General features: G+C 58.2%; 24 protein-coding genes. 14 read left to right on the top strand and 10 right to left on the bottom strand.

What is annotated here, in order from left to right; genetic code table 11:
• Positions 1 to 76 precede the first annotated feature (76 nt).
• The gene (gene lysM / locus EJA70_RS05075; protein WP_158830016.1) at positions 77 to 517 is read right to left on the bottom strand and encodes a peptidoglycan-binding protein LysM; all 441 of its coding nucleotides are present in this window, start codon (positions 515 to 517) and stop codon (positions 77 to 79) included.
• A 137-nt stretch (positions 518 to 654) separates the two neighbouring features.
• On the opposite strand from lysM, the gene EJA70_RS05070 reads away from it, so the two are divergent.
• The 4 genes from EJA70_RS05070 to EJA70_RS05055 all read left to right on the top strand — a co-directional run bounded on the left by EJA70_RS05070 (position 655) and on the right by EJA70_RS05055 (position 5,592).
• Positions 655 to 1,542 carry a LysR family transcriptional regulator gene (locus tag EJA70_RS05070; protein ID WP_158830015.1) on the top strand — a complete coding sequence of 296 codons (888 nt, stop codon included), beginning with the start codon at positions 655 to 657 and terminating at the stop codon, positions 1,540 to 1,542.
• Positions 1,543 to 1,634: 92 nt separating this feature from the next.
• The gene (gene fdhD, locus EJA70_RS05065) at positions 1,635 to 2,474 is read left to right on the top strand and encodes a formate dehydrogenase accessory sulfurtransferase FdhD (protein WP_158830014.1); all 840 of its coding nucleotides are present in this window, start codon (positions 1,635 to 1,637) and stop codon (positions 2,472 to 2,474) included.
• Positions 2,471 to 4,819 carry an FdhF/YdeP family oxidoreductase gene (locus tag EJA70_RS05060; RefSeq protein ID WP_158830013.1) on the top strand — a complete coding sequence of 783 codons (2,349 nt, stop codon included), beginning with the start codon at positions 2,471 to 2,473 and terminating at the stop codon, positions 4,817 to 4,819. The genes fdhD and EJA70_RS05060 overlap by 4 nt, the downstream gene beginning before the upstream one ends.
• 290 nt (positions 4,820 to 5,109) lie before the next feature.
• Positions 5,110 to 5,592, top strand: coding sequence for a glycine zipper domain-containing protein (locus tag EJA70_RS05055; protein WP_008080497.1), 483 nt, complete (start codon positions 5,110 to 5,112; stop codon positions 5,590 to 5,592).
• A gap of 96 nt (positions 5,593 to 5,688) precedes the next feature.
• Here EJA70_RS05055 and EJA70_RS05050 read toward each other — a convergent pair whose 3' ends face one another.
• The 4 genes from EJA70_RS05050 to EJA70_RS05035 form a co-directional block, all read right to left on the bottom strand.
• Positions 5,689 to 6,123: a thioesterase family protein gene (locus EJA70_RS05050; RefSeq protein ID WP_158830012.1), complete on the bottom strand. Its 435-nt coding sequence runs from the start codon at positions 6,121 to 6,123 to the stop codon at positions 5,689 to 5,691.
• Positions 6,124 to 6,266: 143 nt separating this feature from the next.
• Positions 6,267 to 7,493 (bottom strand): 3-hydroxyacyl-CoA dehydrogenase, encoded by a 1,227-nt coding sequence (locus tag EJA70_RS05045; protein ID WP_158830011.1) that lies wholly within the window; start codon positions 7,491 to 7,493, stop codon positions 6,267 to 6,269.
• Between the two features lie 209 nt (positions 7,494 to 7,702).
• On the bottom strand, positions 7,703 to 9,631 hold the full coding sequence (locus EJA70_RS05040; protein WP_158830010.1) for an ATP-dependent DNA helicase RecQ: 1,929 nt from the start codon (positions 9,629 to 9,631) through the stop codon (positions 7,703 to 7,705).
• Between the two features lie 156 nt (positions 9,632 to 9,787).
• Positions 9,788 to 10,291, bottom strand: a complete 504-nt coding sequence (locus tag EJA70_RS05035) for a polysaccharide deacetylase (RefSeq protein WP_158830009.1) — start codon at positions 10,289 to 10,291, stop codon at positions 9,788 to 9,790.
• A 303-nt stretch (positions 10,292 to 10,594) separates the two neighbouring features.
• Here EJA70_RS05035 and EJA70_RS05030 point away from each other — a divergent pair, with 303 nt between their 5' ends.
• The 6 genes from EJA70_RS05030 to EJA70_RS05005 all read left to right on the top strand — a co-directional run bounded on the left by EJA70_RS05030 (position 10,595) and on the right by EJA70_RS05005 (position 14,916).
• Entirely contained in the window at positions 10,595 to 10,855 is a 261-nt protein-coding gene (locus EJA70_RS05030; protein ID WP_158830008.1) for a hypothetical protein, read from the top strand.
• A 106-nt stretch (positions 10,856 to 10,961) separates the two neighbouring features.
• On the top strand, positions 10,962 to 12,104 hold the full coding sequence (locus EJA70_RS05025; RefSeq protein WP_158830007.1) for a hypothetical protein: 1,143 nt from the start codon (positions 10,962 to 10,964) through the stop codon (positions 12,102 to 12,104).
• 347 nt (positions 12,105 to 12,451) lie between these two features.
• On the top strand, positions 12,452 to 12,757 hold the full coding sequence (locus tag EJA70_RS05020) for a hypothetical protein (RefSeq protein ID WP_158830006.1): 306 nt from the start codon (positions 12,452 to 12,454) through the stop codon (positions 12,755 to 12,757).
• Between the two features lie 66 nt (positions 12,758 to 12,823).
• Positions 12,824 to 12,988 (top strand): hypothetical protein, encoded by a 165-nt coding sequence (locus EJA70_RS31050; protein WP_008080489.1) that lies wholly within the window; start codon positions 12,824 to 12,826, stop codon positions 12,986 to 12,988.
• 171 nt (positions 12,989 to 13,159) lie between these two features.
• Positions 13,160 to 13,654 (top strand): helix-turn-helix domain-containing protein, encoded by a 495-nt coding sequence (locus EJA70_RS05010; protein ID WP_158830005.1) that lies wholly within the window; start codon positions 13,160 to 13,162, stop codon positions 13,652 to 13,654.
• Complete coding sequence (locus tag EJA70_RS05005; RefSeq protein ID WP_158830004.1) at positions 13,651 to 14,916, top strand: type II toxin-antitoxin system HipA family toxin; 1,266 nt, start codon at positions 13,651 to 13,653, stop codon at positions 14,914 to 14,916. Before EJA70_RS05010 ends, EJA70_RS05005 begins: the two co-directional genes overlap by 4 nt.
• A 56-nt stretch (positions 14,917 to 14,972) precedes the next feature.
• Here the strand turns inward: EJA70_RS05005 and EJA70_RS05000 are convergent, their stop codons facing one another.
• Positions 14,973 to 16,514: a phosphoenolpyruvate carboxykinase gene (locus tag EJA70_RS05000; protein WP_158830003.1), complete on the bottom strand. Its 1,542-nt coding sequence runs from the start codon at positions 16,512 to 16,514 to the stop codon at positions 14,973 to 14,975.
• Positions 16,515 to 16,696: 182 nt separating this feature from the next.
• On the bottom strand, positions 16,697 to 17,599 hold the full coding sequence (gene hslO, locus EJA70_RS04995) for an Hsp33 family molecular chaperone HslO (protein WP_008080485.1): 903 nt from the start codon (positions 17,597 to 17,599) through the stop codon (positions 16,697 to 16,699).
• A gap of 104 nt (positions 17,600 to 17,703) precedes the next feature.
• Here hslO and EJA70_RS04990 point away from each other — a divergent pair, with 104 nt between their 5' ends.
• The gene (locus EJA70_RS04990) at positions 17,704 to 18,504 is read left to right on the top strand and encodes a phosphatase PAP2 family protein (RefSeq protein WP_158830002.1); all 801 of its coding nucleotides are present in this window, start codon (positions 17,704 to 17,706) and stop codon (positions 18,502 to 18,504) included.
• A gap of 159 nt (positions 18,505 to 18,663) precedes the next feature.
• Here EJA70_RS04990 and EJA70_RS04985 read toward each other — a convergent pair whose 3' ends face one another.
• Positions 18,664 to 19,071, bottom strand: coding sequence for an RNA-binding S4 domain-containing protein (locus EJA70_RS04985; protein ID WP_158830001.1), 408 nt, complete (start codon positions 19,069 to 19,071; stop codon positions 18,664 to 18,666).
• Between the two features lie 116 nt (positions 19,072 to 19,187).
• Between EJA70_RS04985 and EJA70_RS04980 the strand changes: the two genes are divergently transcribed.
• Genes EJA70_RS04980 through rimK form a run of 3 tightly spaced genes read left to right on the top strand, consistent with a single transcriptional unit; the run spans position 19,188 to position 21,365 of the window.
• Complete coding sequence (locus tag EJA70_RS04980; protein WP_158830000.1) at positions 19,188 to 19,967, top strand: EAL domain-containing protein; 780 nt, start codon at positions 19,188 to 19,190, stop codon at positions 19,965 to 19,967.
• Positions 19,968 to 20,001: 34 nt separating this feature from the next.
• A complete protein-coding gene (locus tag EJA70_RS04975; protein WP_177323309.1) occupies positions 20,002 to 20,463 on the top strand; it encodes an ATP-dependent zinc protease in 462 nt (153 codons plus the stop codon).
• Entirely contained in the window at positions 20,460 to 21,365 is a 906-nt protein-coding gene (gene rimK, locus EJA70_RS04970; protein WP_007952690.1) for a 30S ribosomal protein S6--L-glutamate ligase, read from the top strand. The genes EJA70_RS04975 and rimK overlap by 4 nt, the downstream gene beginning before the upstream one ends.
• Positions 21,366 to 21,560: 195 nt before the next feature.
• Here the strand turns inward: rimK and EJA70_RS04965 are convergent, their stop codons facing one another.
• On the bottom strand, positions 21,561 to 22,874 hold the full coding sequence (locus tag EJA70_RS04965) for an ATP-binding protein (protein ID WP_008080480.1): 1,314 nt from the start codon (positions 22,872 to 22,874) through the stop codon (positions 21,561 to 21,563).
• Positions 22,875 to 22,986: 112 nt separating this feature from the next.
• The gene (gene ompR, locus EJA70_RS04960) at positions 22,987 to 23,727 is read right to left on the bottom strand and encodes a two-component system response regulator OmpR (protein WP_008080479.1); all 741 of its coding nucleotides are present in this window, start codon (positions 23,725 to 23,727) and stop codon (positions 22,987 to 22,989) included.
• Between the last annotated feature and the right edge of the window lie 260 nt (positions 23,728 to 23,987).

The following is a 23,987-nucleotide window of genomic DNA, read 5'->3' as shown; positions in this document are numbered from 1 at the left end:
AGGCTGCGATCTTTTGATCTTGCAGTTTAAAGATCAAAAGATCGCAGCCTGCGGCAGCTCCTACAGGGTTTGCGGGTTATTCAGGGATACGCAGTGTCTGGCCTGGGTAGATTTTGTTTACATCCTTGAGCAGCGGTTTGTTGGCGTCGAAGATTTTTTGATACTTGTTGGCGTCACCGTACACACGCAGAGAAATCGCGCTGAGGGTGTCGCCCGACTTGACCACAACAAACTGTGCAGCCGTCACAACCGGCCCGCTCACCGTGATCTGATCATCAACACTGCCAACACCGGCAATATTGCCCACGGCCAGCAGAATCTTCTCTTTCTCTTCCTGACTCGCCACCTCACCGGTCACGGTGACCTTGTCGCCGTCGACAGTCGCCTGCACGTTCGGATTGCCCAGCCCGACCTTGCTGATGTGCTCCTTCAATTGCTCACTGGCATTGGCGTTGCCTGGGGTCAGCAGATCGATCAGCTTTTCACCGGCTTCTTTCACAAAGCTCAAAAGACTCATAGCGCACACTCCTTGATTTGGGTTCCAGACGTCCAAGCCTAGACCACGCCGGACAAACCCGGTTCCTGGCCGACCAATGACCCTGCCGGGCGCCAGGCGTTAGAATCGCCTACCCCTGCCAGCCCCCCGGAGCGAAGATGGACATCAAGCAGCTGAAATTCCTCATCGCCCTCGACGAAACCCGCCACTTCGGCCAGGCCGCCGCGCGTTGCCACATCACCCAGCCGACCCTGTCGATGCGCCTGCGCAACCTCGAAGAAGAACTCGATCTGCCACTGGTCAACCGTGGCCAGCGCTTCGAAGGTTTCACCGCGCCCGGCGAGCGCGTACTGGCGTGGGCGCGTTCGGTAATGGCCGCTTACGACGGCTTGCACGCAGAAGCCGCGGCGTGTCGCGGCAACCTCATCGGCACGTTGCGTCTCGGGGTGGTGCCGCTGTCGAGCTTCGATCCGCTGCCATTGCTGCAACGCCTGCACGCCGCGCACCCGAACCTGCGCTTTGAAATGTCGGCATTGAGTTCCGAGCAGATCCTCGAACAGCTGGCCAACAATCGCATCGACATTGGTGTGTCCTATCTGGATCGGCTGGATAACGAACGCTTCGAATCGCACGCGTTCAGCGAAACCCGCATGGGCCTGCTCTACGACCAGCGCACCTTCACGTTCGGCGAGGCGCCGTTGAGTTGGCAAGCGCTGATCGAATTGCCGTTAGGCATGCTCACCAGCGGCATGCACTTTCGTCAGTCCATCGACCACAACTTCCACAGCCGTGGCCTGACCCCGCAGCCGTTGCTGCAAACCGACGCGGTGCATCAATTGTTACAAGCCGTGCACGGCGGATTCTGCTGCGCAATCATGCCGCTGGACGGCGGTCTGGAAAAACTCACCGACCATCTGCGTCTGCAACCGATCGAAAACGCGCAGACCCTCGCCCCGCTGGGCCTGATCATGCGGCGTGGCGCCCCGCGTTCAGCGCTGGCCGAGGCCTGTTTTGCGCTTTATCAACAATCGCCAAGCGGCGCTTGATCGACGGCATCTATCGATAGATCGACAGTAGCAATTAGACGCGACAACTTGCCGCGCCTAGTCTTAACGTTGATCAATCCGTCGGTGATGCCATGAACGCCAAGCGCCCAACTTGCGCGGCGCCTGCACTCGAAACGCCCGCGCCTGCCGCCAGCCAGACCTACAGCTACAGCGATCTTCCCCGTGAGGAATCGGCCAGCACCGCGCTGGCCGAGGAAGTCGCGTTGGCGATCGCCTACAACGGCATCAGTCAGGCCGTGATGCTGGTGACGCCGACCGACCTTGAAGATTTCATCGTCGGCTTCAGCCTCGGCAGCGGCATCATCGAGGACGCGACCGACATTTATGATCTGCAATTGACCGGCGCCGGCTCCGCGCAATACGCGCAAGTGACCATCGCCAACCGTGCCTTCTGGAACCTCAAGCAACAGCGTCGGCAAATGGCCGGCACCAGCGGTTGCGGTTTGTGTGGCGTCGAGGCCGTGGAACAGGCATTGCCTGAGCTGAAAGTCCTGACCGGTGCACTGTTGCCACCGATTGCCTGGCTCGACGGCCTGCGCCAGCGCATCAGCGCGTTTCAACCTTTAGGCCAGTACTGCGGCGCGGTACACGCCGCCGTATTCATGAATGCCAGCGGCGAGTTGCTGCTCGGTCGCGAAGACATTGGCCGGCACAACGCCCTCGACAAACTGATCGGCGGACTGATCCGGCAAAAGATATCCACAAACGGCGGCCTGGCGATTGTCACCAGTCGTTGCAGCCTCGAATTGATCCAGAAAGTCTTGCGCGCCGGCATCCAGACCCTGGTCAGCCTGTCCGCGCCCACGGGCCTTGCCGTGCAATGGGCCCGTCGACACAACCTCAATCTCATCCACCTGCCGCAGAAAAGTGCGCCGCGGGTGTATAGCCCCGCGATGGAGAATCAAGCGTGAGCCAACATCATCAAGCCGACCAGAAACCTGTCCCGCGCTACAAGCCATACAAAGGCGCCGCCGGTGGTTGGGGTGCCCTGATCAGTGTGGCCCAGGCCTGGTTGACCAGCGACAACGCGCTGAAAAACCTGCGCATGATGCTCAAGACCAACCAGAATGGCGGCTTCGACTGCCCAGGTTGCGCGTGGGGCGACTCGCCGGAAAGCGGCATGGTCAAGTTCTGCGAAAACGGCGCGAAAGCGGTGAACTGGGAAGCGACCAAGCGCCGTGTGGACGCCAAGTTCTTCGCCAGGCACAGCGTGACCTCGCTGCTTGAGCAGAGCGACTACTGGCTGGAGTATCAGGGTCGTCTGACCGAGCCGATGGTCTACGATGCCGAGACTGATCGCTACAAACCGATCAGCTGGGACGACGCCTACGCGCTGATCGCCAAACACCTGCAGAGTCTGCCGAGCCCGGATCTGGCCGAGTTCTACACCTCGGGTCGCGCGAGCAACGAGGCGGCGTATCTGTATCAGCTGTTTGTGCGCGCCTACGGCACCAACAACTTCCCGGATTGCTCGAACATGTGCCACGAGGCCAGCGGTGTCGCGTTGGCACAAAGCGTTGGCGTCGGCAAAGGCACCGTGACCTTCGACGATTTCGAGCACGCCGATGCAATTTTTGTCTGGGGCCAGAACCCCGGCACCAACCACCCGCGCATGCTTGAACCGTTGCGTGAAGCGGTGAAACGTGGCGCGCAAGTGGTGTGCGTCAATCCGTTAAAAGAGCGTGGACTGGAACGTTTCCAGCACCCGCAACACCCGATCGAAATGCTCACCAACGGCGACAAGCCGACCAACACCGCGTATTTCCGTCCGGCACTCGGCGGTGACATGGCGTTGCTGCGCGGCATGGCCAAGTTCCTCCTGCAGTGGGAACGCGACGCACAGAAGGCCGGCGAACCGGCAGTGTTCGATCATGACTTTCTCAATGAGCACAGCACCAACGTGCTGGAGTACCTCGGTACCGTCGACGACACGCCGTGGGAGCAGATCGTCGAGCAATCCGGCCTGACGCTGGTCGAGATCGAGCAAGCTTCGCGCATGTACGCCAAAGGCAAAAACGTGATCATGTGCTGGGCGATGGGCATCACCCAGCATCGCCATTCAGTGCCGACCATCCAGGAAATCGCCAACCTGATGCTGCTGCGCGGCAACATCGGCAGGCCGGGTGCCGGTCTGTGCCCGGTGCGTGGTCACAGTAACGTACAGGGCGACCGGACGATGGGCATCAACGAGCGTCCGCCGGTGGCGTTCCTCGACTCGCTGGAGCGTCGCTTCCAGTTCAAGGTCCCACGTCATAACGGCCATAACGTGGTCGAGGCGATCCATGCGATGGCCGAAGGCCGCGCCAAAGTCTTCATCGGTCTGGGCGGCAACTTCGCGCAAGCGACGCCGGACAGCCCGCGTACATTCGCAGCGCTGAGCAATTGCGACCTGACTGTGCAGATCAGCACCAAACTCAACCGCAGCCACCTGGCGCACGGTAAAGACGCGCTGATCCTGCCGTGCCTCGGTCGTACCGACATCGACATCCAGACCGAAGGCCCGCAAGCCGTCACCGTGGAAGATTCGTTCAGCATGGTTCACGCCTCTAACGGTCAGTTGCAGCCGCTGTCGAACCAGATGCGCTCGGAGCCGTCGATCATCGCCGGCATCGCTGCCGCCACTTTGGGCAGCAAGCCGGTGGACTGGAATTGGCTGGTAGCCGATTACGGACGCATTCGCGAACTGATCGCCGACACCATTCCGAATTTCAAAGAGTTCAACGAGAAAATCAAAAACCCGGGCGGTTTCTACCTCGGCAACAGCGCCGGCGCGCGCAAGTGGAACACCCCGTCGGGCCGCGCCAATTTCCGTGCGAACATGCTGCCCAAGGATCTGGTGCACGAACGCACCCGCGCCACCGGGCAACTGCCGGATTTGATCCTGCAATCGATGCGTTCCCACGATCAGTACAACACGACGATTTATGGCCTCGACGATCGTTATCGTGGAGTGAAGGGTCAGCGTGATGTGTTGTTCGCCAACGAGGCAGACATCATTCGTCTGGGCTTTCGGCCGGGGCAGAAGGCTGACATCGTTTCGCTGTGGGACGATGGTCGCGAGCGTCGGGTGAAGGGCTTCACCTTGTTGGCGTTTGATATTCCAGCGGGGCAAGCAGCGGCTTATTACCCGGAAGTGAACCCGCTGGTGCCGCTGGAGAGCACCGGTGATGGCAGCCATACGCCGACGTCGAAGTTCATTGCGATCCGGTTGGAAGCGGCGAGTGAGACTGGGTTGATCATGGCCAAGTCGGCTTAACACAAGATCAAAAGATCGCAGCCTTCGGCAGCTCCTACAGGGATCAGTGTAGGAGCTGCCGAAGGCTGCGATCTCTTGGTTTTTGCATTTCAATCGCCCACAAAAAAGGCCGCTTTTTCACAAAAGCGGCCTGTCCGAAGTAGTTAAAGACCGGCGAAAATCGGTTAAGTTCCGCATACAAAACAGTAACTTGCGAAATTGTATACAAGTCGTGTTATTCGTCGGATTTCGATTGTCACGCTTGTTACACAGCCTCAGGATCGGCGCCGTCATCCCTTTGAGGCTCCTCTATGAAGTTCTCCCAAATTCTCTTGTTGTCCCTTGGCCTGGTCAGTGGTTTTGCGTCGGCAGGCGGCACCACCGAAGCAGGTGTCGGCGGCGCATTGGGCGGGGTTCTTGGCTCGGTCGTCGGTCAGTCATTAGGCGGCAATACAGGTTCCACTATCGGCGCAGCCTTGGGCGGCGCGGGTGGTAGCGCAGTCGGTGCCGACAAACGCAGCCGTGGCGAAGCCGCCATCGGCGGTGCATTGGGCGCTGCCGGCGGTAACGTGGTTGGCCGCAGCATGGGCGGCACCACCGGCAGCCTGATCGGCTCCGCAGCAGGTGGCGGCGCCGGTGGCGCGCTGGGCAACTACATGGGCAACAAAAGCGATGACGATGATCGTCGCTACGACCGTCGCCATGATGATCGCCGCTACTATCGTGACGACCACCGTGGTCGTGGTCATGCCTACGGCCATCGCAAGCATCACAAGTATTATCGCCACCGCTGATTGCTGATTGGCGGCACGTAGATCCAAAGATCGCAGCCTGCGGCAGCTCCTACACAGATCAATGTAGGAACTGCCGCAGGCTGCGATCTTTTTGCTTTACCCCACCACCAGACGCTCCAGCGCCTGCCGTAATTGATCTGGAATCGGCACCGGCTGATTGCTCGCCCGATCCACGAACACATGCACGAATCGCCCGGCCGCACACGCTTCACTTTCGCCGACCTTGAACACCGCCAGTTCGTATTGCACCGAGCTGTTGCCCAACTTGCCGACCCGCAGGCCGATCTCGATCAGATCCGGAAAGGCGATCGACGCAAAGTAATCACACGCCGAACTGACCACAAACCCCACCACTTCACCGTCATGGATATCCAGACCACCGACCTGAATCAGGTAAGTGTTCACCGCCGTGTCGAAGAAACTGTAATAGGTGACGTTGTTGATGTGGCCGTAGGCGTCGTTGTCATGCCAGCGCGTGGTGATCGGCTGGAAGTGTGGATAGTCGCTGCGTTGAGGAATCGGGGTGGACATCGGTAATGATCCATTAAGTTTATCAGCAGTTTAAAGCGAACTACGCGTTGCCCCTATCGCGAGCAGGCTCACTCCTGCCTTGGAATGCGTTCCCTGTAGGAGTGAGCCTCCTCACGATAGCGGTGGCTGATGCAGAGTATCTCTCACTGGTCAGCAAAGCCCTTGCCCTGCGCCGCCAACTCACCAATCAACCGCGCCGGTTTCCACTGATCGCCCTGCCGCGTCTCCAGCGCCAGCAAGCGCTGATGAATATCCGCCAGCCCCTGTTGATCCGCCCAGGCCATTGGCCCGCCCTTGTCCGCCGGGAAGCCATAGCCATTCAGATACACCAGGTCAATGTCATGCGCCGACTCGGCAATGCCTTCCTGCAGAATCTTTGCACCCTCGTTGACCAACGCCAGCAGGCAACGCTCAAGAATCTCCTCCGGGCCGATCTCTCGACGCTGGAAGCCCAAGCCCTCGCTGACCTGCAACACCAACGCATCGACCTCAGGATCGTGCTCGGCCTGACGACTGCCCGGCTCGTAGTGGTAATAACCGTTACCCGACTTCTGGCCAAAGCGGCCCAGTTCGCACAAACGGTTATCGACTTGAACCTCCGGCGCGTCCTGGCCTTTGCCGGCCAACTCGCGGGCACGCCATTCCAGGTCAATACCGACCACGTCGTACATGCGAAACGGGCCCATGGCAAAACCGAAACCCTGCAACGCCGCGTCGACCTGCTGTGGATAAGCGCCCTCAAGCAACATCTTGCGCGCCTCCAGCACATACGGGTGCAGCATGCGGTTGCCGATAAAACCGTGACAGTTGCCCGATACCACGCTGACCTTGCCCATGCGTTTGCCCAAGGCCAGTGCGGCATCCAGCGCCGCCGGCGAAGTCCGCGCGCCACGAACGATTTCCAGCAGTTTCATGATGTGCGCCGGGCTGAAAAAGTGCAGGCCCAGCACCTGCTCCGGACGCCGGGTTACGGCAGCAATCGCATCGATATCCAGCGCTGACGTATTGCTCGCCAACAACGCTTCAGGTTTCAGCAAGCCATCCAGCTCACGAAAGATCTTCTGCTTGAGCTCAAGATTCTCATACACCGCTTCAATCACCAGATCGACAGTGCGGATCGCCGCGTAATCCGCCGCTGCAGTGACGCGAGCCATACGCGCATCAGCCTCGGCCTGATCAATACGGCCCTGACGCACGTTGTGTGCATAAGTCTCGGCGACGCTGGCGAGGGCTTGCTCAAGCATCTGTGGATTGTTATCGACCCACTGCACACTGACGCCGGCATTCGCCAGGCACATGACGATGCCCCGGCCCATGGTGCCGGCGCCGATCACGGCCGCTTGCTGAATATCGAAGGATGTCTGGCTCATGTTGTTCTCTTGTTGGCGATCCAAAGACTGGTCTCACCATAGTCAGCGAACGACGCTTTTTGAAGTTTATTACCGTGATGATCGACATTCAGCGAATGGATAAACCACTCAATGTAGGAGCTGCCGCAGGCTGCGATCTTTTGATTTTGTTTTTTGATCAAACATTGAAGATCAAAGGATCGCAGCCTTCGGCAGCTCCTACATAGGGTTTAGAGGTGTGTTTGGGTCCAGTGGCGGACTTCGGCGTAGGGGTATTCTTCAAGGGCTGCATAGCCGGCAATCGTCCGCGCCTTGAGCTTGGTAAACAACGGCACGCTGATCCCGCACAAAAACCGCGTCAACCGTTCCGCCGTCGGTGCTACCGCGGTGAGTTGCTCATGCCTGTGGATAAAATCTCCACACAGTGCCGCGAAGTTTTTATCCACAAGCGCCGGCAATTCCGGCGGCGCCGGCAACCGCGCAACTTGCCCGTGGCATACCGAACAATGCCCACAGTGCTCAGGCGCATCGTGATCGCCAAAATACTCCGCCAGTCGATAACCCAGGCAGCGTTCAGTCGCGAACACCTCAAGCATCGCGTGAATTCGTGCGACCTCGGTCTGTTCATGGCGGGTGAAATAATCGTGCAGTTCGCCACCCAGAACATCACTGTCGAAGTCACTGCGCAGCACGCTGTAGACCTCGGTCATCTGCTTGCTCTCAAGCTCGACCCAGCCCTTCTCCTGGAAATAGTCCAGCGCCTTGACCACCCGATTGCGTTCTGCCGAATACTGTTCGTACATCGACTCGAAACTCACCGTCGCCCAAGTACGCGCGCGGCTTGAAGTCTGGATAATCGCCGCGACAAAATCCCTGCGCTCACCTTCAAAACGCTCAAGCAGTGCCTCAGGCTCCAGCAGGTATTTGAAGCGGTACTCGGCGTAATAGGCGTAGCGCGGCGCGATCAGCCCACGCAACTCCAGTTGCACCAGCAAGGTCTTCAGCGGCAACGAGCGGATGTTGCTTTGATCCGCCAGCGGCCCGAGCAAAAACTCCCACTGCCCGTCCGGCACCGAAGCCTTCAATTCGTCGAGCACATAACGAATGCCTTCGCGCTCTGGCGTGTCGCCGTAGACGAAATTCTCCAGCACGTTGAGGCTGTCGCGGTTGGCCAGCACCAGACAGTCCGATGGCTGCCCGTCACGCCCGGCGCGACCGATTTCCTGGCTGTAGTTTTCGATGGATTTGGGCAGGTCGAAGTGCACCACATTACGGATGTCACTTTTGTCGATGCCCATGCCGAAGGCGATGGTGGCGACGATGCAATTGGACTGTCCGGCCATGAAACGTTTCTGGATCGCTTCACGTTTATCGTGGGGCAAACCCGCGTGATAGGCCTCGGCCTGAATGCCGTTGCGTTCCAGATGTTCAGCGATGTGCTCAGCGGTTTTCTGCAAGGTCACGTAAACGATGCTGGGCTGGCCGGGGCGCTCGCTCATCCACTCCACCAGACGCCGGCGCTTGTCCTGACCGCGCACCGGTTCCACCAGCAGATTGAGATTGGGTCGGTAGAAACCGGTGGTCACCACATCCTCAGGGGCAATGGCGAATTTGGCTTGCATGTCGGCGATGACCTGGGGGGTCGCCGTGGCCGTCAGCAGCAGGGTCTGCGGGATGTTGAACTGGCGCTGATAGTCCGGCAGTTTGAGGTAGTCGGGGCGGAAGTTGTGGCCCCATTCCGAGATGCAATGCGCCTCGTCCACCACCAGCAACGAGATCGGCACCTGCTGCAAAAAGTTACGGAAGCGCTCGTTTTTCAGGCGCTCTACCGAGATCATCAAGATCTTCAGCTCACCCAATCGGGCACGCGCCATTACGTCATTGGCGTCCTCGCGACTCTGTGCCGAATCGATGCTGCCCGCCGAGATGCCATGGCGTTGCAGGAACGCCAATTGATCCTGCATCAGCGCCAGCAACGGCGAGACCACCAGCGTCAGATGCGGCAGCAGCAACGCCGAAATCTGGTAGCAAAGGGACTTGCCGGAACCGGTGGGGAAAATCGCCGCCGCCGAGCGCCCGGCCAGCACCGCGCTGATCGCGGCCTCTTGCCCGGGCCTGAACTGTGGATAACCAAAAACCTGTTCCAGGGTGTTGTGCATTCGCTGTCACTCCTTTGACCGCTGCTATGCCAACAGCCTAGCGGGCGATCGCAGCGAGTCGAGAAAAGGTCGGGGCCAAATCGATTCGGAATGATACAGCGGATCACGCAGACCCTGTGGAAGCGAGCTAACTCGCGAAGGGGTCAACCCAGAAACTCAAGGGCGCAGCACCGCCACCCGCAGTTGCTCATTCAACACCTGCTCATGCACGCCCTGGCTCTTGCTCGCCCACAACGCATGGGCCGGGCTGATATCACCGGTGAACGCCGCCGCCAACTGGCGCAGATCCGCGACGCTGCGCACGCGCGGGCAGAAGGGCTGCTCGTCACAGTTCTGACTGGCGTTGCGATAGGTGCTCAGCAAACGATCCCACAAACCGTCACGCACTTGTCGGATCGATTTGAGTTGCACGTGCGGCACGCCGAGTCGTTGCTCCAGCCCTTTCTCATCAAGTGCTTCGCTGGCCAAAAGGGCTTTGGCGAACGTCAGGACCTCACCACGCGAAGCGGTGTCCATGTCGGCCTGGCTGGTCAGCGCATCCGGCCAGCCAGTGCGGTGCAGATTGTTGAACATCGGTGCGTTGTTTGCGTCAGACGCCATTGTCAGACGGCAACCGCTGGCCCACAGCAATAAAATCGAGGCCATTCGTAGCCATTGCATACCTAATTCCCTTTAAGCGCGTGTCAGACGTTTAGAAACGTCCTACAGATTCTGGCGCGCACCATACAGAGGTTTACCGCGAATAGCCTGACAAACCTGTGGGATTTTTTACGCCTAAGGGTTTTGCCTTGAATAAGCCATGAAATGCCGTAGGGAATATCCGTAAACCCGGGAAAAACCCCTACGAATGCTGTCCATTGCAGCTGTCTTGTCCCACCGCGCAACGCCCTTCTATAGTGGCCGGCGCGGCTGAAAACACTCTGTCGGCCGGCCCGAGCGTCTTCGAACAGGACAAGCCTCACCATGATCAACCGCTATCACCCACTCAAGACCTGCTACAGCGAAAACCCCGTCATAGTGATCGACACCGACGCCAGCCACCGCGAACTGCTCGACGCCGCCGATCAACGTCTGCGCGCCGCCAGCGATCTGCTGGAAACACTTTACTGTGTGTGTTTCAAACAAGCCGACGCCAAAGACATTCCCAATATCGTCAATGCGCTTTATCTATTGGTTCAAGATGGTTGCGACTTGCTTGAAGTTGCAAAGCTACAAACTCCGTAATGCAAAGATTGCAGAAAATTCACAAACCTCGAAACAACCCAGCACTTTCTTTATCAACTCATTCAACACTAAGTTGTTTGCTCTTATATTCAACAAGAGCAAGACCATGACAACAGTCACTATATTTTTCTGCGGCACCGGCTCCAACAAGTTCGACGTTACACACGAAAACTTCTGGGATGGCGAACTTGTATCGACGCTGGCCTCGCATCACGCCGGACGCGAATTCGCCGAATGGATTGTGGTCGACGGACCAGGCAGCGGCAACCTGCAGGCTGACGCCCTCTTCACCCAGACCAAGGATTACGGCCTCAGCGGCACGCTGTTCGGCAAGGGCTGGGAAGAAAACGTACAACACGCCATGAACATCCTCAAAGGTCAATGCGACTGGCAGCGCCAACAACTGACAGAGGCCGAATACAACCGTCTGAAAGCCGCCGGCATTCCCATCGAAGATGTAAAGGCAGAGGGTTCCTGGTTTTGGCGCAAATACAACTACGGCGACCGAAGCGTCACTCAACAGAAGTTGCAGGAACAGATTATCAAGACGTTCCGCAAAGACGGACTCATCCCCACTCAAGTTAACCTGGTCGGCTGGAGCCGCGGCGGTATTAGTTGCCACATGCTGGCCAATGCGATGTTCAAGGACAGTGCATTGAAAAACATTCCGGTTAATATTTTCGCCCTTGATCCCGTACCGGGCATTGGCAACTTCCAGAATGAACGCGTCAAACTCGCGGCCAACGTCAAAGAGTATGTCGGCGTCTACGCCCGCGACGAGCGCTCCAAAGGCTTCAGCTGCGTCATTCCACAAACCGCTACGGGCACCAAAACCTACATCTACCCGATGGCCGGCCGCCACGCCACCATGGCCGGTAACGCCACCGCCAGCGGCGGCGTTCCGACCAGCGCCAACGACCGCAAAGCGCTGATCGAGCCCGGCCGCATCGTCCGCCACCTCGCCGAGATCTGCCTCAAGCGCTGGGGCGTGCAACTGAACAAAACCCTGAACCTGACCCAGGCCGACCTGCAAAATTTCACCAATGCCATCGCCCGCGACGAGGCGAAATACAAGCTCATGCACAACCTTTCCTACACCTACTTCACCGAGCTGGACAAAGGCGAACGCTATGTTTCGCTGGGCAGCAAAGGCGTGGCGTTCTCGACGGTAAAAGGCCCAATCTACAAACCGGCGACAGGGTTGGCGACGAGCTTGCTGGATATTTCGGCGTATGCGCATTTGCGTTGAAAAGTGTTGAAGGTTCGGTAGGAACGTCCGATGAAATCTTCGTCCCGTTCCTACAGCGACAGACGCTTTGTCGACTATCGGGATTTGAGGGTGCGAATCTATAGTCGTGCCTGTCGCTGCTAATCAGCGGCTCGGGCTTGGTCACCCGTATTAGATGTGCATTCACAGTCGTTGTATGCTGCTGGCGCTTTTTTGTGTCAGTACGCTTTATGGCGGCTGTGTTCGGGACGCTTTCGGGCGTGCCGGTTGTGAATGCCTCATCGGTTGACCAACCCGAACGCAGTCCGCCACCTATCGCTTGGTCACGGTGGGAGTGGATTCTCATGACGCAATACGAGGCAAAAATAATGAAAACATGGAATCAATTCACCACCGATCGCTACCGCTCACTCGAGTCCAGTCTCACTGACACCAACCCACTGATCATCGACACAAAAGCCAACCCGCAAGACATCCTCGAATGCGCCGTCCAGCGCTTGCGCGCTTCAAGCGACCTGCTACGCACCCTCTACTGCCTCAACTTCAAACAAGCCGACGTCGAAGACATTCCCCACATCACCCACGCCCTTTATCTGCTGACGCAGGATGGCTGTGACCTGCTGCAAGTTGCGCAGCAGCAAATGCTCAACTGGAAAGTCCCGACCGGTGCTTGAGTGATCACACCGCTCTCACCTATTCGTCGGGAGTGGTAAATAAGGCCATTAACCATCGGAATAACCATGAGCAAGTTTTTTGACGAGTTGATGGCAAGCGTCCAGGAAATGGACGAGATCTTACGCAGGGAGCGTCACGCTTCCAGTCCGACCTCTACACCGGAAACAGACGACAAGACCGCTTTGTCGTTTGAGCAAAAGCAAGCCTACTACGACAAGAACAAAAACTGACTGGCAATCACTACCGCCATAAGTGGCAGTATTCTGGCTATATATTGTAAAAACAGTTGGAATAATGCCATTTAAAACCTTAAACACTGCAGATCCGCCCAGCCCTGCATTTTTCAACTTAAGTGCTATTATTCTGGCAGTTATAGTTAAAAAATGAAGGAATACTGCCACATGGCCAAGAAAACAGCGCCGCTTTTGCCCTCTACTGCTCGACTTCTGGTCGACTTAGGCGAACGCCTGAAACTGGCTCGCCTGCGCCGCAAATTGACGGCCAAGCAAGTCGCTGAACGCTCCGGCATGTCGCTGACAACCTTGCGCAATGTGGAGACGGGAGGATCAGGAGTGACCATCGGCGCCTACCTTTCGGTCATGCAAGTGTTGGGGTTGGAAAAGGATCTGAACAAACTGGCTGCAACCGATGAGATGGGACGCCAGTTGCAGGATGCGCAGTTAATCCCTGCAACAAGATCCGCAGCCAAAAAAACCAAGCGAGTACGAGCAGCCAGTGCGGTAAAAAAGGGCGCACCCGAACACGTCGGGACTTCGAACGTTATCGATGCCGCCACTACCACGAAAATTCCGGCTGACTTCCCACTCAACACACACTCACTCTCCAGCCTTTTGAACAAGAGAAAAAAGGTCGGCCCCCCAACAGGTGAAGAATGACGCTGATTGCTGTTTATGCAGACTGGGAATCCTTGAAAGGCGCCAGACGCCTCGGATTTCTGCATGCAAGGAAAACACGCAACACCAACGTGTTCGAATTTGAATACGATCCTAAGGCGCTGGCCGACCCCGAGTTGAGTTTCATAACTTTAGACCCGCGCATCGGCCCCTTCGAAGGCCGCCAATTCCCCGGCGAACATCAGAGCCGCTTTGGCGTCTTTGCAGACTCGAGCCCTGATCGTTGGGGCCAAATGCTTATGAAGCGCCGTCTGGAGAGGGACGTTCGCGACGGCTTGCTTCCCAGCAACAGCAAGTTGTTTGAATCCGATTACCTGCTTGGCGTGCACGACCTGTTCCGTGTCGGTGCCCTTCGCTACAAACTCAATGACGCAGGCAACTTCCTCGACGACCGCGACGGCGTTGCCGCCCCACCCTTTGTCGAACTACGCGCCTTAGAGCAGGCAAGTCTCGCCTTGGAAAACGATAGGGACAACACAGCCCTCGATGGCCGCGAATGGCTAAGAATGCTCATCGCACCGGGCGGCTCGCTGGGCGGCGCCAGGCCGAAAGCCAGCGTCGTCGACGAGTTCGGCCGACTGTGGATCGCCAAATTCCCAAGTACGAGAGATGACTACGATGTAGGTGGTTGGGAATTTGTAGTAAACGCTTTGGCGCTCAATTGTGGCCTACGTGTTGCCACCGGCATGGCCCGACGCTACGCAAGCGATCACCACTGCTTCCTGGTGAAGCGTTTCGACCGAACCGAACGCGGCGGCCGACATCACTTTGCATCGGCCATGACCATGACCAACCGCGTCGATGGCGACGACGCCTCAACCGGCGCCAGCTATCTAGAGTTGGCGGAAGTAATCATGGAACACGGCTCGGAACCCAACACCGACCTCCGTGAACTCTGGTCACGAATCGTCTTCAACATCCTCGTATCCAATACCGATGACCACCTACGGAATCATGGGTTTATTTTCGATCCTGGGCGAGGATGGCGATTGTCGGCAGCCTACGACATGAATCCGGTGGCGCATGCGGATGGGTTGAAGCTGAACATCACTGATTCTGACAACGCGTTGGACTTAGAGCTGGCGAGGGAAGTCGCTGGTTATTTTCGGGTGAGCCGTGAGGATTCAGCAGACATCATTGAGCGCACTCAAGACGTGATCCGTCTTTGGTCGGAGATCGCGAATGCGCTTGGAATGTCCAGAAGTGAGCAGGAAAGGATGGCACCTGCTTTTCGTACCTTCTGATCACCCAAAAAAAAGCCGCCCCGAAGGGCGGCTTTTTCATTCACAACAAACCAATCTTACAACTTCGGCCCAGCAGCCTTGATCGCGTCGCTCACTTCGAACTTCTTGAAGTTCTCGATGAACAGACCGGCCAATGCCTTGGCAGCCTCGTCGTACGCAGCCTTGTCAGCCCAGGTGTTGCGCGGGTTGAGCAGGTTGGTTTCAACGCCCGGTACGGCCAGTGGCACGTCGAGGTTGATGGTGTCGAGGTGCTCGGTGTCAGCACCGATCAGCGCGCCGCTCTGGATCGCTGCGATCACCGCGCGGGTGGTCGGGATGTTGAAGCGTTTGCCGACGCCGTAGCCGCCGCCGGTCCAGCCGGTGTTGACCAGGTAAACCTTCGAACCGAAACCGCGGATGCGCTTGATCAGCAGCTCTGCGTATTCGCCAGCCGGGCGCGGGAAGAACGGTGCGCCGAAGCAGGTGGAGAAGGTCGACTTGATGCCGCTGCCGGAACCCATTTCAGTCGAGCCCACCAGCGCGGTGTAGCCAGACAGGAAGTGGTAGGCCGCTTGTTCTTCGTTGAGGATCGACACTGGCGGCAGGACGCCGGTCAGGTCGCAGGTCAGGAAGATAACAGCGTTTGGCTCGCCACCGAGGTTCTGCTCGGAACGCTTGGCAACGTGCTCCAGCGGGTAAGCCGCGCGGCTGTTCTGGGTCAGGCTGACATCGGCATAGTCGGCGTGCTTGGCGTCGTCGATGACAACGTTTTCCAGCACAGCGCCGTGCTTGATGGCTTTCCAGATAACCGGCTCGTTCTTCTCGGAGAGGTCGATGCACTTGGCATAGCAACCGCCTTCGATGTTGAACACCACGCCTTCGCCCCAGCCGTGTTCGTCGTCACCGATCAGGTAACGGCTTTCGTCGGCCGACAGGGTGGTTTTACCGGTGCCCGACAGACCGAAGAACAGGGTCACGTCGCCTTCTTCGCCGATGTTGGCAGCGCAGTGCATTGGCAGCACGTCAGCGGCCGGCAGCAGGAAGTTCTGCACGGAGAACATGGCTTTCTTCATCTCACCGGCGTAACGCATGCCGGCGATCAGCACTTTCTTCTGGGCGAAGTTGAGGATCACGCAACCGTCGGAGTTGGTGCCGTCACGCTCAGGCACGCACTCGAAGTTGGCGACGTTGAGCACTTGCCATTCTTCACGGCCAGCCGGGTTGTACTGGGCCGGGTTGATGAACAGGCAACGACCGAACAGATTCTGCCAGGCAGTCTGGGTGGTCATTTTCACGGCCAGGTAGTGATCTTCAGCCGCGCCTACATGCACGTGGGAAACAAAGTGCTCTTGCGCGTTGTTGAATGCCTCGACGCGAGCCCACAGCGCGTCGAACTTGTCGGCCGGGAACTTGCGATTGATCGGGCCCCAGGCGATAGCGTCCTGGGTGGAAGGCTCTTCAACGATGAAACGGTCAACAGGCGAACGACCGGTGCGGTGACCGGTGCGAACAACCAGAGCGCCGGTATCGGCAAGCTCGCCCTCACCGCGATTCAAGGCTTCTTTTACCAGATCATCGACACTCAGATCGGTGTACACGGCGTTATTGGCTTGCGTCATGAGATTCCCCGTCGGCCAGTGGCCGAGTGTGCTCCAAACGTTTTGTAGTAGAAAGTCGTGCACTACTACCGCGACAAAAAGTGGGCCGGATTATGCCAGAAACGCCCAAAAAGAGTAGGGTCCTCCCGTCGTAACGGCGATATTCCGTCGTTACGCAGTGAATTTACCTGCGCTGAACCGTTTTAGTGCCGGGTATCTGACGGGGTGTCGACACCTGCGCCAGCGAACAATTGAGCAATATCGGCTGCGTCGAACAGATAACGCTCGTTGCAAAACTGGCAATCGATCTCGACGGTGCCACCCTGTTCGGCGACCAATGCCTGCGCGTCTTCCAGACCCAGACTGACCAGCGCATTGCCGGAACGATCCCGCGAGCAGCTGCAACGGAAGCGCAGATTCTGCACATCGAACAGACGCACCTGCTCTTCGTGGTAGAGGCGATGCAGCACGGTTTCGTTGTCCAGGCTGAGCAGTTCATCGGCGGTCAGGGTAGTGGCCAACGCGGTGATGTGCTGCCAGCTGGCGGCGCGATCTTCTTCGTCTTTCAGACGGTCAGCCGGCAGTTGTTGCAGCAGCAAACCACGGGCACGACGACCGTCGGCAAACAGCTTGAAGCGGGTGCCAACCTGTTGCGACATGACGAAGTAGTTGGTGAAGCAATCGGACAGGGTTTCGCCGTCGAGGTCGACGATGCCCTGGTAGCGCTGGCCGACAGTCGGGTCGACGGTCAGTGCCAGAACACCGTTCGGCATCAGGTCGGCGAGGGTCGCATCCGGCGCGATCTGATCGGCGTGATAACGCGCCAGACCACGGATGTCGCGGTCGCTGGAGCACTCGATCATCAGCATCGGGATCGGTCCTTCGGAACGCGCCTGCAGAATCAGCAAACCGTCGAACTTTAGAGTGCCCACCAGCAACGAGGCGGCGGCCATCAGTTCGCCCAGCAATTGCGCGACCGGCTCCGGGTACGGGTGCTTGGCGAGGACTTCGGCGTAGCTGCGCTCAAGCGCGACCAGTTCGCCGCGGGTGTCGCTGTCATCGAAGATGAAGCGTTGGGTGAAATCGGTATCCGGTAGGTCGGTCATAGGTCTGGGTATCTGAATGTGGTGACAAAATGGTTACAAGACGTGAAAATTTGCGTTTCTGGCACCCTTTTTGGTGCCGACTGCTCTGCCATGGGAGGCATTTTATGAACAATCCGGGTTTGTTCCAATCAAGGTGGAACCTCGGCCGGCTGGTTGTGTGCAACGTATTGCCATTAGCGCTACTGGCTTTCTGGTTATGGCCTACGGGCAACGCGCTGTGTGTGATTTTCGACGAGTGGCTGTTCCGCTCGCTCAATGCTCCGCTGGCCAGCAACCCGATATGGCTCCACATATGGGCAATTGCAAGTATGCGGCCGTTCGACATCGTCGTCGGGCTGATTCTGCTGACACTGCTGATCAAGGGCGACTGGGTGTTCAGGGCGATTGACGTACGTCGGGCTTTTTTCGGTTTTCTGTCGATCCTGTTGTTGATGGTGGTGATTCGCGCACTGTTTTCCAAGTTCGCCGACTACATGGATTGGCAGCACAGCAGTCCGTCGATGGTGCTTGAGGGCGCTGTGCATATCAGTGACTACTTCCCGGATCTGGAAAAGACTTGGGAGCTGAAAGATCGCTCCAGCCAGAGCTTTCCCGGTGATCATGCTTCGGTGTTGTTGATCTGGGCGCTGTTCATGGGCGTGTTTAGCCGCACGGTCGGGCAGTTTTTGACGGTGTGGGGTTTGGCGGTGTTGTTCATGTTGCCGCGTCTGGTGGCCGGTGCGCATTGGGGCCAGGACGATTACATCGGTGGGGTTTTGCTGGCGGTGTGGGCGCTGGGCTGGGGTTATTACACGCCGTTTGCCTATCACGCGGCGAACTTCTGGCTGAAGGTGACGGCGCCGGTTTTCGCGTTGCTGGGCAAATTGCCGGTGGTTTCGCGGATGAGTGTGGTACGTAGCGCCTGATACCGCGTCGTCCATGGCGAGTGCTGCGCACTCGATCGCGGGCAAGCCACGCTCCCACAATGATTTTCAGCGAACACAAATCATGTGAACACCTGAGAAACCTGTGGGAGCGGGCTTGCCCGCGATGGCATCAGCACCAGCAACACAAAAATACCGTCTTTATTCGTCGTGGCTGCTGCCGCGAAACTTGAACAAATCCCGCCGCTGTTTCTTGCTCGGCTTGCCGTCGGTGCTGACCCCCAACGCCCCGGCCTTGCGCATTGCCGCCGCCGCTTCACGTTTGGCGACACTCTCGTCAGTCTCCACGTACAACGTCTGCGCTTCGGGTGCGCCACGTCGCACGATCGACAGCGCCTCGACCTTCACCGTGCGCACTTCGAACCCCATACGAATCTCGAACTCATCGCCAATGCGTGGCTCTTTGCCAGGCTTGCAGCGATCACCTCGACAATGCACCTTGCCACTCTCGATCGCCGTTTTGGCCAAGGCGCGGGTTTTGTAAAAGCGCGCGGCCCACAGCCATTTGTCGAGACGGACCTTGTCGTCCTCTTCGCTTTTTTGAGCCATATGAATTCCTCGTTCAGCCAGTAGTCGGAACTCTACTACCGTTTCTGTCGGGCGCAATAACTCCGCCCTCCAGATAAACTGTGATCTGGGCCGGTTCATCGGCATGGAGTGATCGAGTGACTAAATTTCCGTCTTCATTAACCTCACCCAAGGCCGGTTGCCAAGGGTGTCAGCAAAGCGAACCCTTGGGCTTCGATTTTTCCTTCGCTTATCAACCGATCGTGGATCTGCGCGATCAGTCGATTTTCGCCCATGAAGCGCTGGTCCGTGGCGCTGCGGGTGAAGGCGCATTGACGGTGTTGGATCAAGTAACAGAAGAAAACCGCTACCGTTTCGACCAGCTCTGCCGCACCCGCGCCATCGAAGGCGCGGCCAATCTAAATATGCAGACACACTTGTCGATCAACTTCATGCCCAACGCCGTCTATCGTCCAGAGTTATGCATTCGCAGTACGCTCGAGGCGGCAAAAAAACACAATTTCCCGATCAACCGATTGATTTTCGAAACCCTGGAAAGCGAGCACGTAGATAACTATCGCCATTTGACCAATATTCTGCGTGAATACCGCGAATTCGGCTTCAAGACCGCCATCGATGATTTCGGTGCCGGTTATTCGGGGCTCAATCTGCTGGCTGATTTCCAACCGGATCTGATCAAACTCGACATGGCGCTGATCCGCGATGTCGATCAAGACCGTGTTCGTCAGGCGATCGTTCGGGGGATTGTCACAATCTGTGCGGAGTTGGACGTTACAGTCATTGCCGAAGGCATTGAGAGCGCCGGTGAACGGGACTTCCTGGCGGACTGTGGAATATTTCTGATGCAGGGCTACTGGTTCGCCAGACCTGCATTCAAAGCGTTGGCCCAGGTCACACCTGAGGCCTGGAAGCGTTAATCGTTGGTTGCTCCTATTGAAGACATTTGACCATTTGACCGTTGTCGGTCTGCGCGAGTGGGTGGCGCTCCCGGATCTGGGAGTCGCGGGCCTGCGGGCGAAAATCGACACCGGTGCCAGCACCTCCAGCCTGCACGCCACCGACATCGAGCCGTTCGAACGCAACGGCGAGAAATGGGTGCGCTTTACCGCGCACCTGGGCACGGTGGTGCAGTTGCGTCATCGGCGTTGTGAAGCACCGCTGGTCACGCGCAAAACCATTAAAAGCTCCAACGGCCATGCGCAGGTGCGTTATGTGATCAGCACCACCCTGGCCCTCGGTGATCGGGTCTGGCCGGTCGAGTTCACCCTCGCCTGCCGCAAGTCCATGCGTTATCGCCTGCTGCTCGGTTCCAAAGCCCTGATCGATGGCCAGTTGGTGGTCAATCCGGGCATCAAATATGTACAAGACAAGCCGGTGTTCCCGGTATCTACCTCCTCCACAGGTGTTGCATGAAGATCGCTGTGCTGTCGCGGAACCCGCGTCTGTATTCCACCCGCCGTCTGGTCGAAGCCGGAACCGAGCGCGGGCATGAAATGGTAGTGATCGACACCTTGCGCGCCTACATGAACATCGCCAGCCACAAGCCGCAGATCCACTATCGCGGCAAACCGCTGGAAGGCTTCGACGCGGTGATCCCGCGCATCGGCGCGTCGGTGACGTTCTATGGCTGCGCTGTGTTGCGTCAGTTTGAAATGATGGGGGTGTTCCCGCTCAACGAATCGGTGGCGATTGCCCGTTCGCGGGACAAATTGCGTTCGCTGCAATTGCTCTCGCGTCGCGGCATCGGTTTGCCGGTCACCGGGTTTGCCCACTCGCCGGATGACATTCCCGACCTGATCGACATGGTCAACGGCGCGCCGCTGGTGATCAAAGTGCTGGAAGGCACCCAGGGCATCGGTGTGGTGTTGTGCGAAACCGCGACCGCGGCCGAATCGGTGATCGAGGCGTTCATGGGCCTGAAGCAGAACATCATGGTTCAGGAATACATCAAGGAAGCCGGCGGCGCGGATATTCGTTGCTTTGTAGTGGGTGACAAAGTCATCGCGGCGATGAAGCGGCAGGCGAAACCGGGCGAGTTCCGCTCCAACCTGCACCGTGGCGGCAGCGCCAGCCTGATCAAGATTACGCCGGAAGAACGCATGACGGCGTTGCGTGCAGCGAAGGTCATGGGGTTGTCGGTGGCGGGCGTGGATATCCTGCGCTCCAATCACGGGCCGCTGGTGATGGAAGTGAACTCGTCGCCGGGGCTGGAAGGGATCGAGACCACCACCGGGAAGAACGTGGCGGGGATCATCATTGAGCATCTTGAGAAAAATGGCGGGCCGAATATGACTCGGACAAAAGGCAAGGGCTAGAGCGAAGAGCAAGAGCCCCTAACCCTCTCCCGAAGGGAGAGGGGACTGATTGGGGGATATTGGAAAACTCCGCCGACATGATCGATCTTTACCGAATCCATAATCGACTCGGAATTTCAGGTCGATGTATGACGCCAGACACCTCGGTCAGCGCCCTCTCCCTCCGGGAGAGGGCTGGGGTGAGGGTTTTATGGTTTAAACGGCATCCCGAGGCAACATCAACCCCAACGGCAACCGCACCCGCGCCTCCAGCCCACCGCCGGACCGGTTACGCAATTCAACATTGCCGCCGTGCATCGAAGCAATCCGCTTGACGATCGCCAAGCCCAACCCTGTGCCCTTCCCGCCTCGCGCACGATCACCACGAGTAAACGGGTTGAAGATCGCCTCAAGCTCCGAAGGATCAATCCCCGCCCCACGGTCCATCACGCTCAGCACCACGTACGGCGCACTGACGTCGCCGGACACATACGCCGCAACTTCAACGCTACCGCCCGCATGGTTCAAGGCGTTGCCGATCAGATTGTTCAGCAAGCGTTTCATCGATACGCGACGCAACGGAAACGGCTGGATCGGTTCCAGACGTAAATGCACTTTCTCTTCATTCTGGTTGTACGGCGCAGCCACTTCGCGCACCAGATCCGTAAGATCGACCTCTTCCACCGACTCGTCACGACCATCGCGAATGAATGCGAGGAACTGGTCGAGAATCGCGTCCATGTCCTCGATGTCACGCACCATGTCGTCAGTCAGATCGTTGCGATCGCCCATCAATTCCAGCGACAGCCGCAAGCGGGTCAACGGCGTGCGCAAGTCGTGGGAAACCCCCGCCAGCATCAACTCGCGCTCGCGGCCGGCCTGCTCGACGTCTTCGGCCATCTGGTTGAACGCGCGATACACCTCGGTCATTTCGCTCGGCGTATCGCTGATCGGCAGACGCACACTGCGGCCCTGACCGAGTTGCCGGGCGGCAAACACCAGACGCTTCAACGGCTGGTTGAGCTGGCTGACGAAAATCCATGCCGAAGCCGTCGACAGCAAGCCGATGGCGAGGAACCAGCCGAGCACGTTCCAGATTTTCTGGCCGCGCAATGGATGCGGATACAACGGCACTTTCAGCCAGCCATCACCGAGGCTCGGCGCGCGGACCCACAGCGCTGGCGGCGAATGCATGCGCAAACGCACTTCGGTGTCGGCACCCAGCTCCGCCTGCATCTGCCGCTGATAGATTTCGCTATACGGCCAGTGCTGTTCGCCTTCCGGCACACCGGCACCGACCACCCGGATCAGGGTCGCGGCATCGGCAATCTTCGCGCGGTTTTCTTCGTCAGCGGCCCAATAGGCGCGCAGCGTCAGGGCGACGCCGTGGCTGTATTGGCGATCCACCAGCACGTCTTCGTTCATCAACAGATAAACCAGGGTCAGCGCCTTGGAAAACAGCACGACGATGAGCACCAGCCAGAGGGTGCGGGAGAAAAAGCTTTGGGGGAACCAGACGGGGGTTTTCATGAATAACCGCTACACACTTGCAGGAGCGAGCAATGCTCGCATATTGCGGATTGCGAGTCTGCGGGGCAGGTCATTCAACCCGGCCCACAGACCCGCTCCTACAAATCGCCGATCACTTGGTGGCGGCGCCATCCGGTACGAACACGTAGCCCACGCCCCAGACAGTCTGGATGTAGCGCGGCTTGGATGGATCGGGTTCGATCATCCGGCGCAGACGCGAGATCTGCACGTCGATGGAACGCTCGAGGGCATCCCATTCGCGGCCACGGGCCAGGTTCATCAGCTTGTCGCGGGTCAGCGGCTGACGCGCGTTCATCACCAGGGCCTTGAGTACCGCAAACTCACCGGTGGTGAGCATGTGCACTTCGTCGCCGCGCTTCAGTTCGCGGGTGGCCAGCGACAACACGTAATCACCGAAGGTGACGTTTTCGTCTTCGCTGCCCGGCGCGCCCGGCACCGGTGCGGCCTGACGGCGCAGAACGGCTTTAACCCGCGCCATCAGCTCGTCCGGATTGAACGGCTTGGCCAGATAATCGTCGGCGCCCAGTTCCAGGCCCTTGATGCGGCTGATCTCATCGCCCTTGGCGGTGAGCATGATGATCGGGATCTGATTGTTCGCGGCGCGCAGGCGGCGGCAAGCGGTCAGGCCGTCTTCGCCCGGCAGCATCAGGTCGAGTACGACCAGATTGAACACCTCACGCGACAACAGACGATCCATCTGCTCGGTGTTCGGAACGGTACGGGCGCGGTAGCCCTTGCTGACGAAGAAACGTTCCAGCAGGCTGCTCAGCCCCGGATCGTCATCAACGATAAGAATTTTTTCGCCTTCAGCAGTTTGTGCAGTGCTGCTCATTGGATGCTCCTTTTAGCTCGGCGCGCATTATGGCGTAGCTGCCGTTATACGCACCGTGTGCATTGTTAGCAGATTTTTCCTTCACTGCCAGAAAACCGGGGTTTATGCCTACAGACTGCAACACCCCCGAATGACAGAACGCTGGTTATAATGCGCGGCGTTTTGTGCCAGGCAACGTCTGAATCGTTACCGCAGGTGGCAGCCGGTTTTTTTCATGGCAACCGCAGTAATTGTTCGATTTCACGGGTCAATGGGGTGCC

The sequence above is a fragment of the Pseudomonas sp. PB103 genome (assembly GCF_009764635.1).
GTDB lineage: Bacteria > Pseudomonadota > Gammaproteobacteria > Pseudomonadales > Pseudomonadaceae > Aquipseudomonas.
Note: the sequence above shows the minus strand (reverse complement) of the source record. Positions and strands in the feature narration are given on the sequence as shown.

Excerpts from the sequence above, each read along its gene's own strand:
- lysM (WP_158830016.1), bottom strand. The coding sequence starts at position 517 with ATGAGTCTTTTGAGCTTTGTGAAAGAAGCCGGTGAAAAGCTGATCGAT.
- EJA70_RS05070 (WP_158830015.1), top strand. The coding sequence starts at position 655 with ATGGACATCAAGCAGCTGAAATTCCTCATCGCCCTCGACGAAACCCGC.
- fdhD (WP_158830014.1), top strand. The coding sequence starts at position 1,635 with ATGAACGCCAAGCGCCCAACTTGCGCGGCGCCTGCACTCGAAACGCCC.
- EJA70_RS05055 (WP_008080497.1), top strand. The coding sequence starts at position 5,110 with ATGAAGTTCTCCCAAATTCTCTTGTTGTCCCTTGGCCTGGTCAGTGGT.
- EJA70_RS05050 (WP_158830012.1), bottom strand. The coding sequence starts at position 6,123 with ATGTCCACCCCGATTCCTCAACGCAGCGACTATCCACACTTCCAGCCG.
- EJA70_RS05045 (WP_158830011.1), bottom strand. The coding sequence starts at position 7,493 with ATGAGCCAGACATCCTTCGATATTCAGCAAGCGGCCGTGATCGGCGCC.
- EJA70_RS05040 (WP_158830010.1), bottom strand. The coding sequence starts at position 9,631 with ATGCACAACACCCTGGAACAGGTTTTTGGTTATCCACAGTTCAGGCCC.
- EJA70_RS05035 (WP_158830009.1), bottom strand. The coding sequence starts at position 10,291 with ATGCAATGGCTACGAATGGCCTCGATTTTATTGCTGTGGGCCAGCGGT.
- EJA70_RS05030 (WP_158830008.1), top strand. The coding sequence starts at position 10,595 with ATGATCAACCGCTATCACCCACTCAAGACCTGCTACAGCGAAAACCCC.
- EJA70_RS05025 (WP_158830007.1), top strand. The coding sequence starts at position 10,962 with ATGACAACAGTCACTATATTTTTCTGCGGCACCGGCTCCAACAAGTTC.
- EJA70_RS05020 (WP_158830006.1), top strand. The coding sequence starts at position 12,452 with ATGAAAACATGGAATCAATTCACCACCGATCGCTACCGCTCACTCGAG.
- EJA70_RS31050 (WP_008080489.1), top strand. The coding sequence starts at position 12,824 with ATGAGCAAGTTTTTTGACGAGTTGATGGCAAGCGTCCAGGAAATGGAC.
- EJA70_RS05010 (WP_158830005.1), top strand. The coding sequence starts at position 13,160 with ATGGCCAAGAAAACAGCGCCGCTTTTGCCCTCTACTGCTCGACTTCTG.
- EJA70_RS05005 (WP_158830004.1), top strand. The coding sequence starts at position 13,651 with ATGACGCTGATTGCTGTTTATGCAGACTGGGAATCCTTGAAAGGCGCC.
- EJA70_RS05000 (WP_158830003.1), bottom strand. The coding sequence starts at position 16,514 with ATGACGCAAGCCAATAACGCCGTGTACACCGATCTGAGTGTCGATGAT.
- hslO (WP_008080485.1), bottom strand. The coding sequence starts at position 17,599 with ATGACCGACCTACCGGATACCGATTTCACCCAACGCTTCATCTTCGAT.
- EJA70_RS04990 (WP_158830002.1), top strand. The coding sequence starts at position 17,704 with ATGAACAATCCGGGTTTGTTCCAATCAAGGTGGAACCTCGGCCGGCTG.
- EJA70_RS04985 (WP_158830001.1), bottom strand. The coding sequence starts at position 19,071 with ATGGCTCAAAAAAGCGAAGAGGACGACAAGGTCCGTCTCGACAAATGG.
- rimK (WP_007952690.1), top strand. The coding sequence starts at position 20,460 with ATGAAGATCGCTGTGCTGTCGCGGAACCCGCGTCTGTATTCCACCCGC.
- EJA70_RS04965 (WP_008080480.1), bottom strand. The coding sequence starts at position 22,874 with ATGAAAACCCCCGTCTGGTTCCCCCAAAGCTTTTTCTCCCGCACCCTC.
- ompR (WP_008080479.1), bottom strand. The coding sequence starts at position 23,727 with ATGAGCAGCACTGCACAAACTGCTGAAGGCGAAAAAATTCTTATCGTT.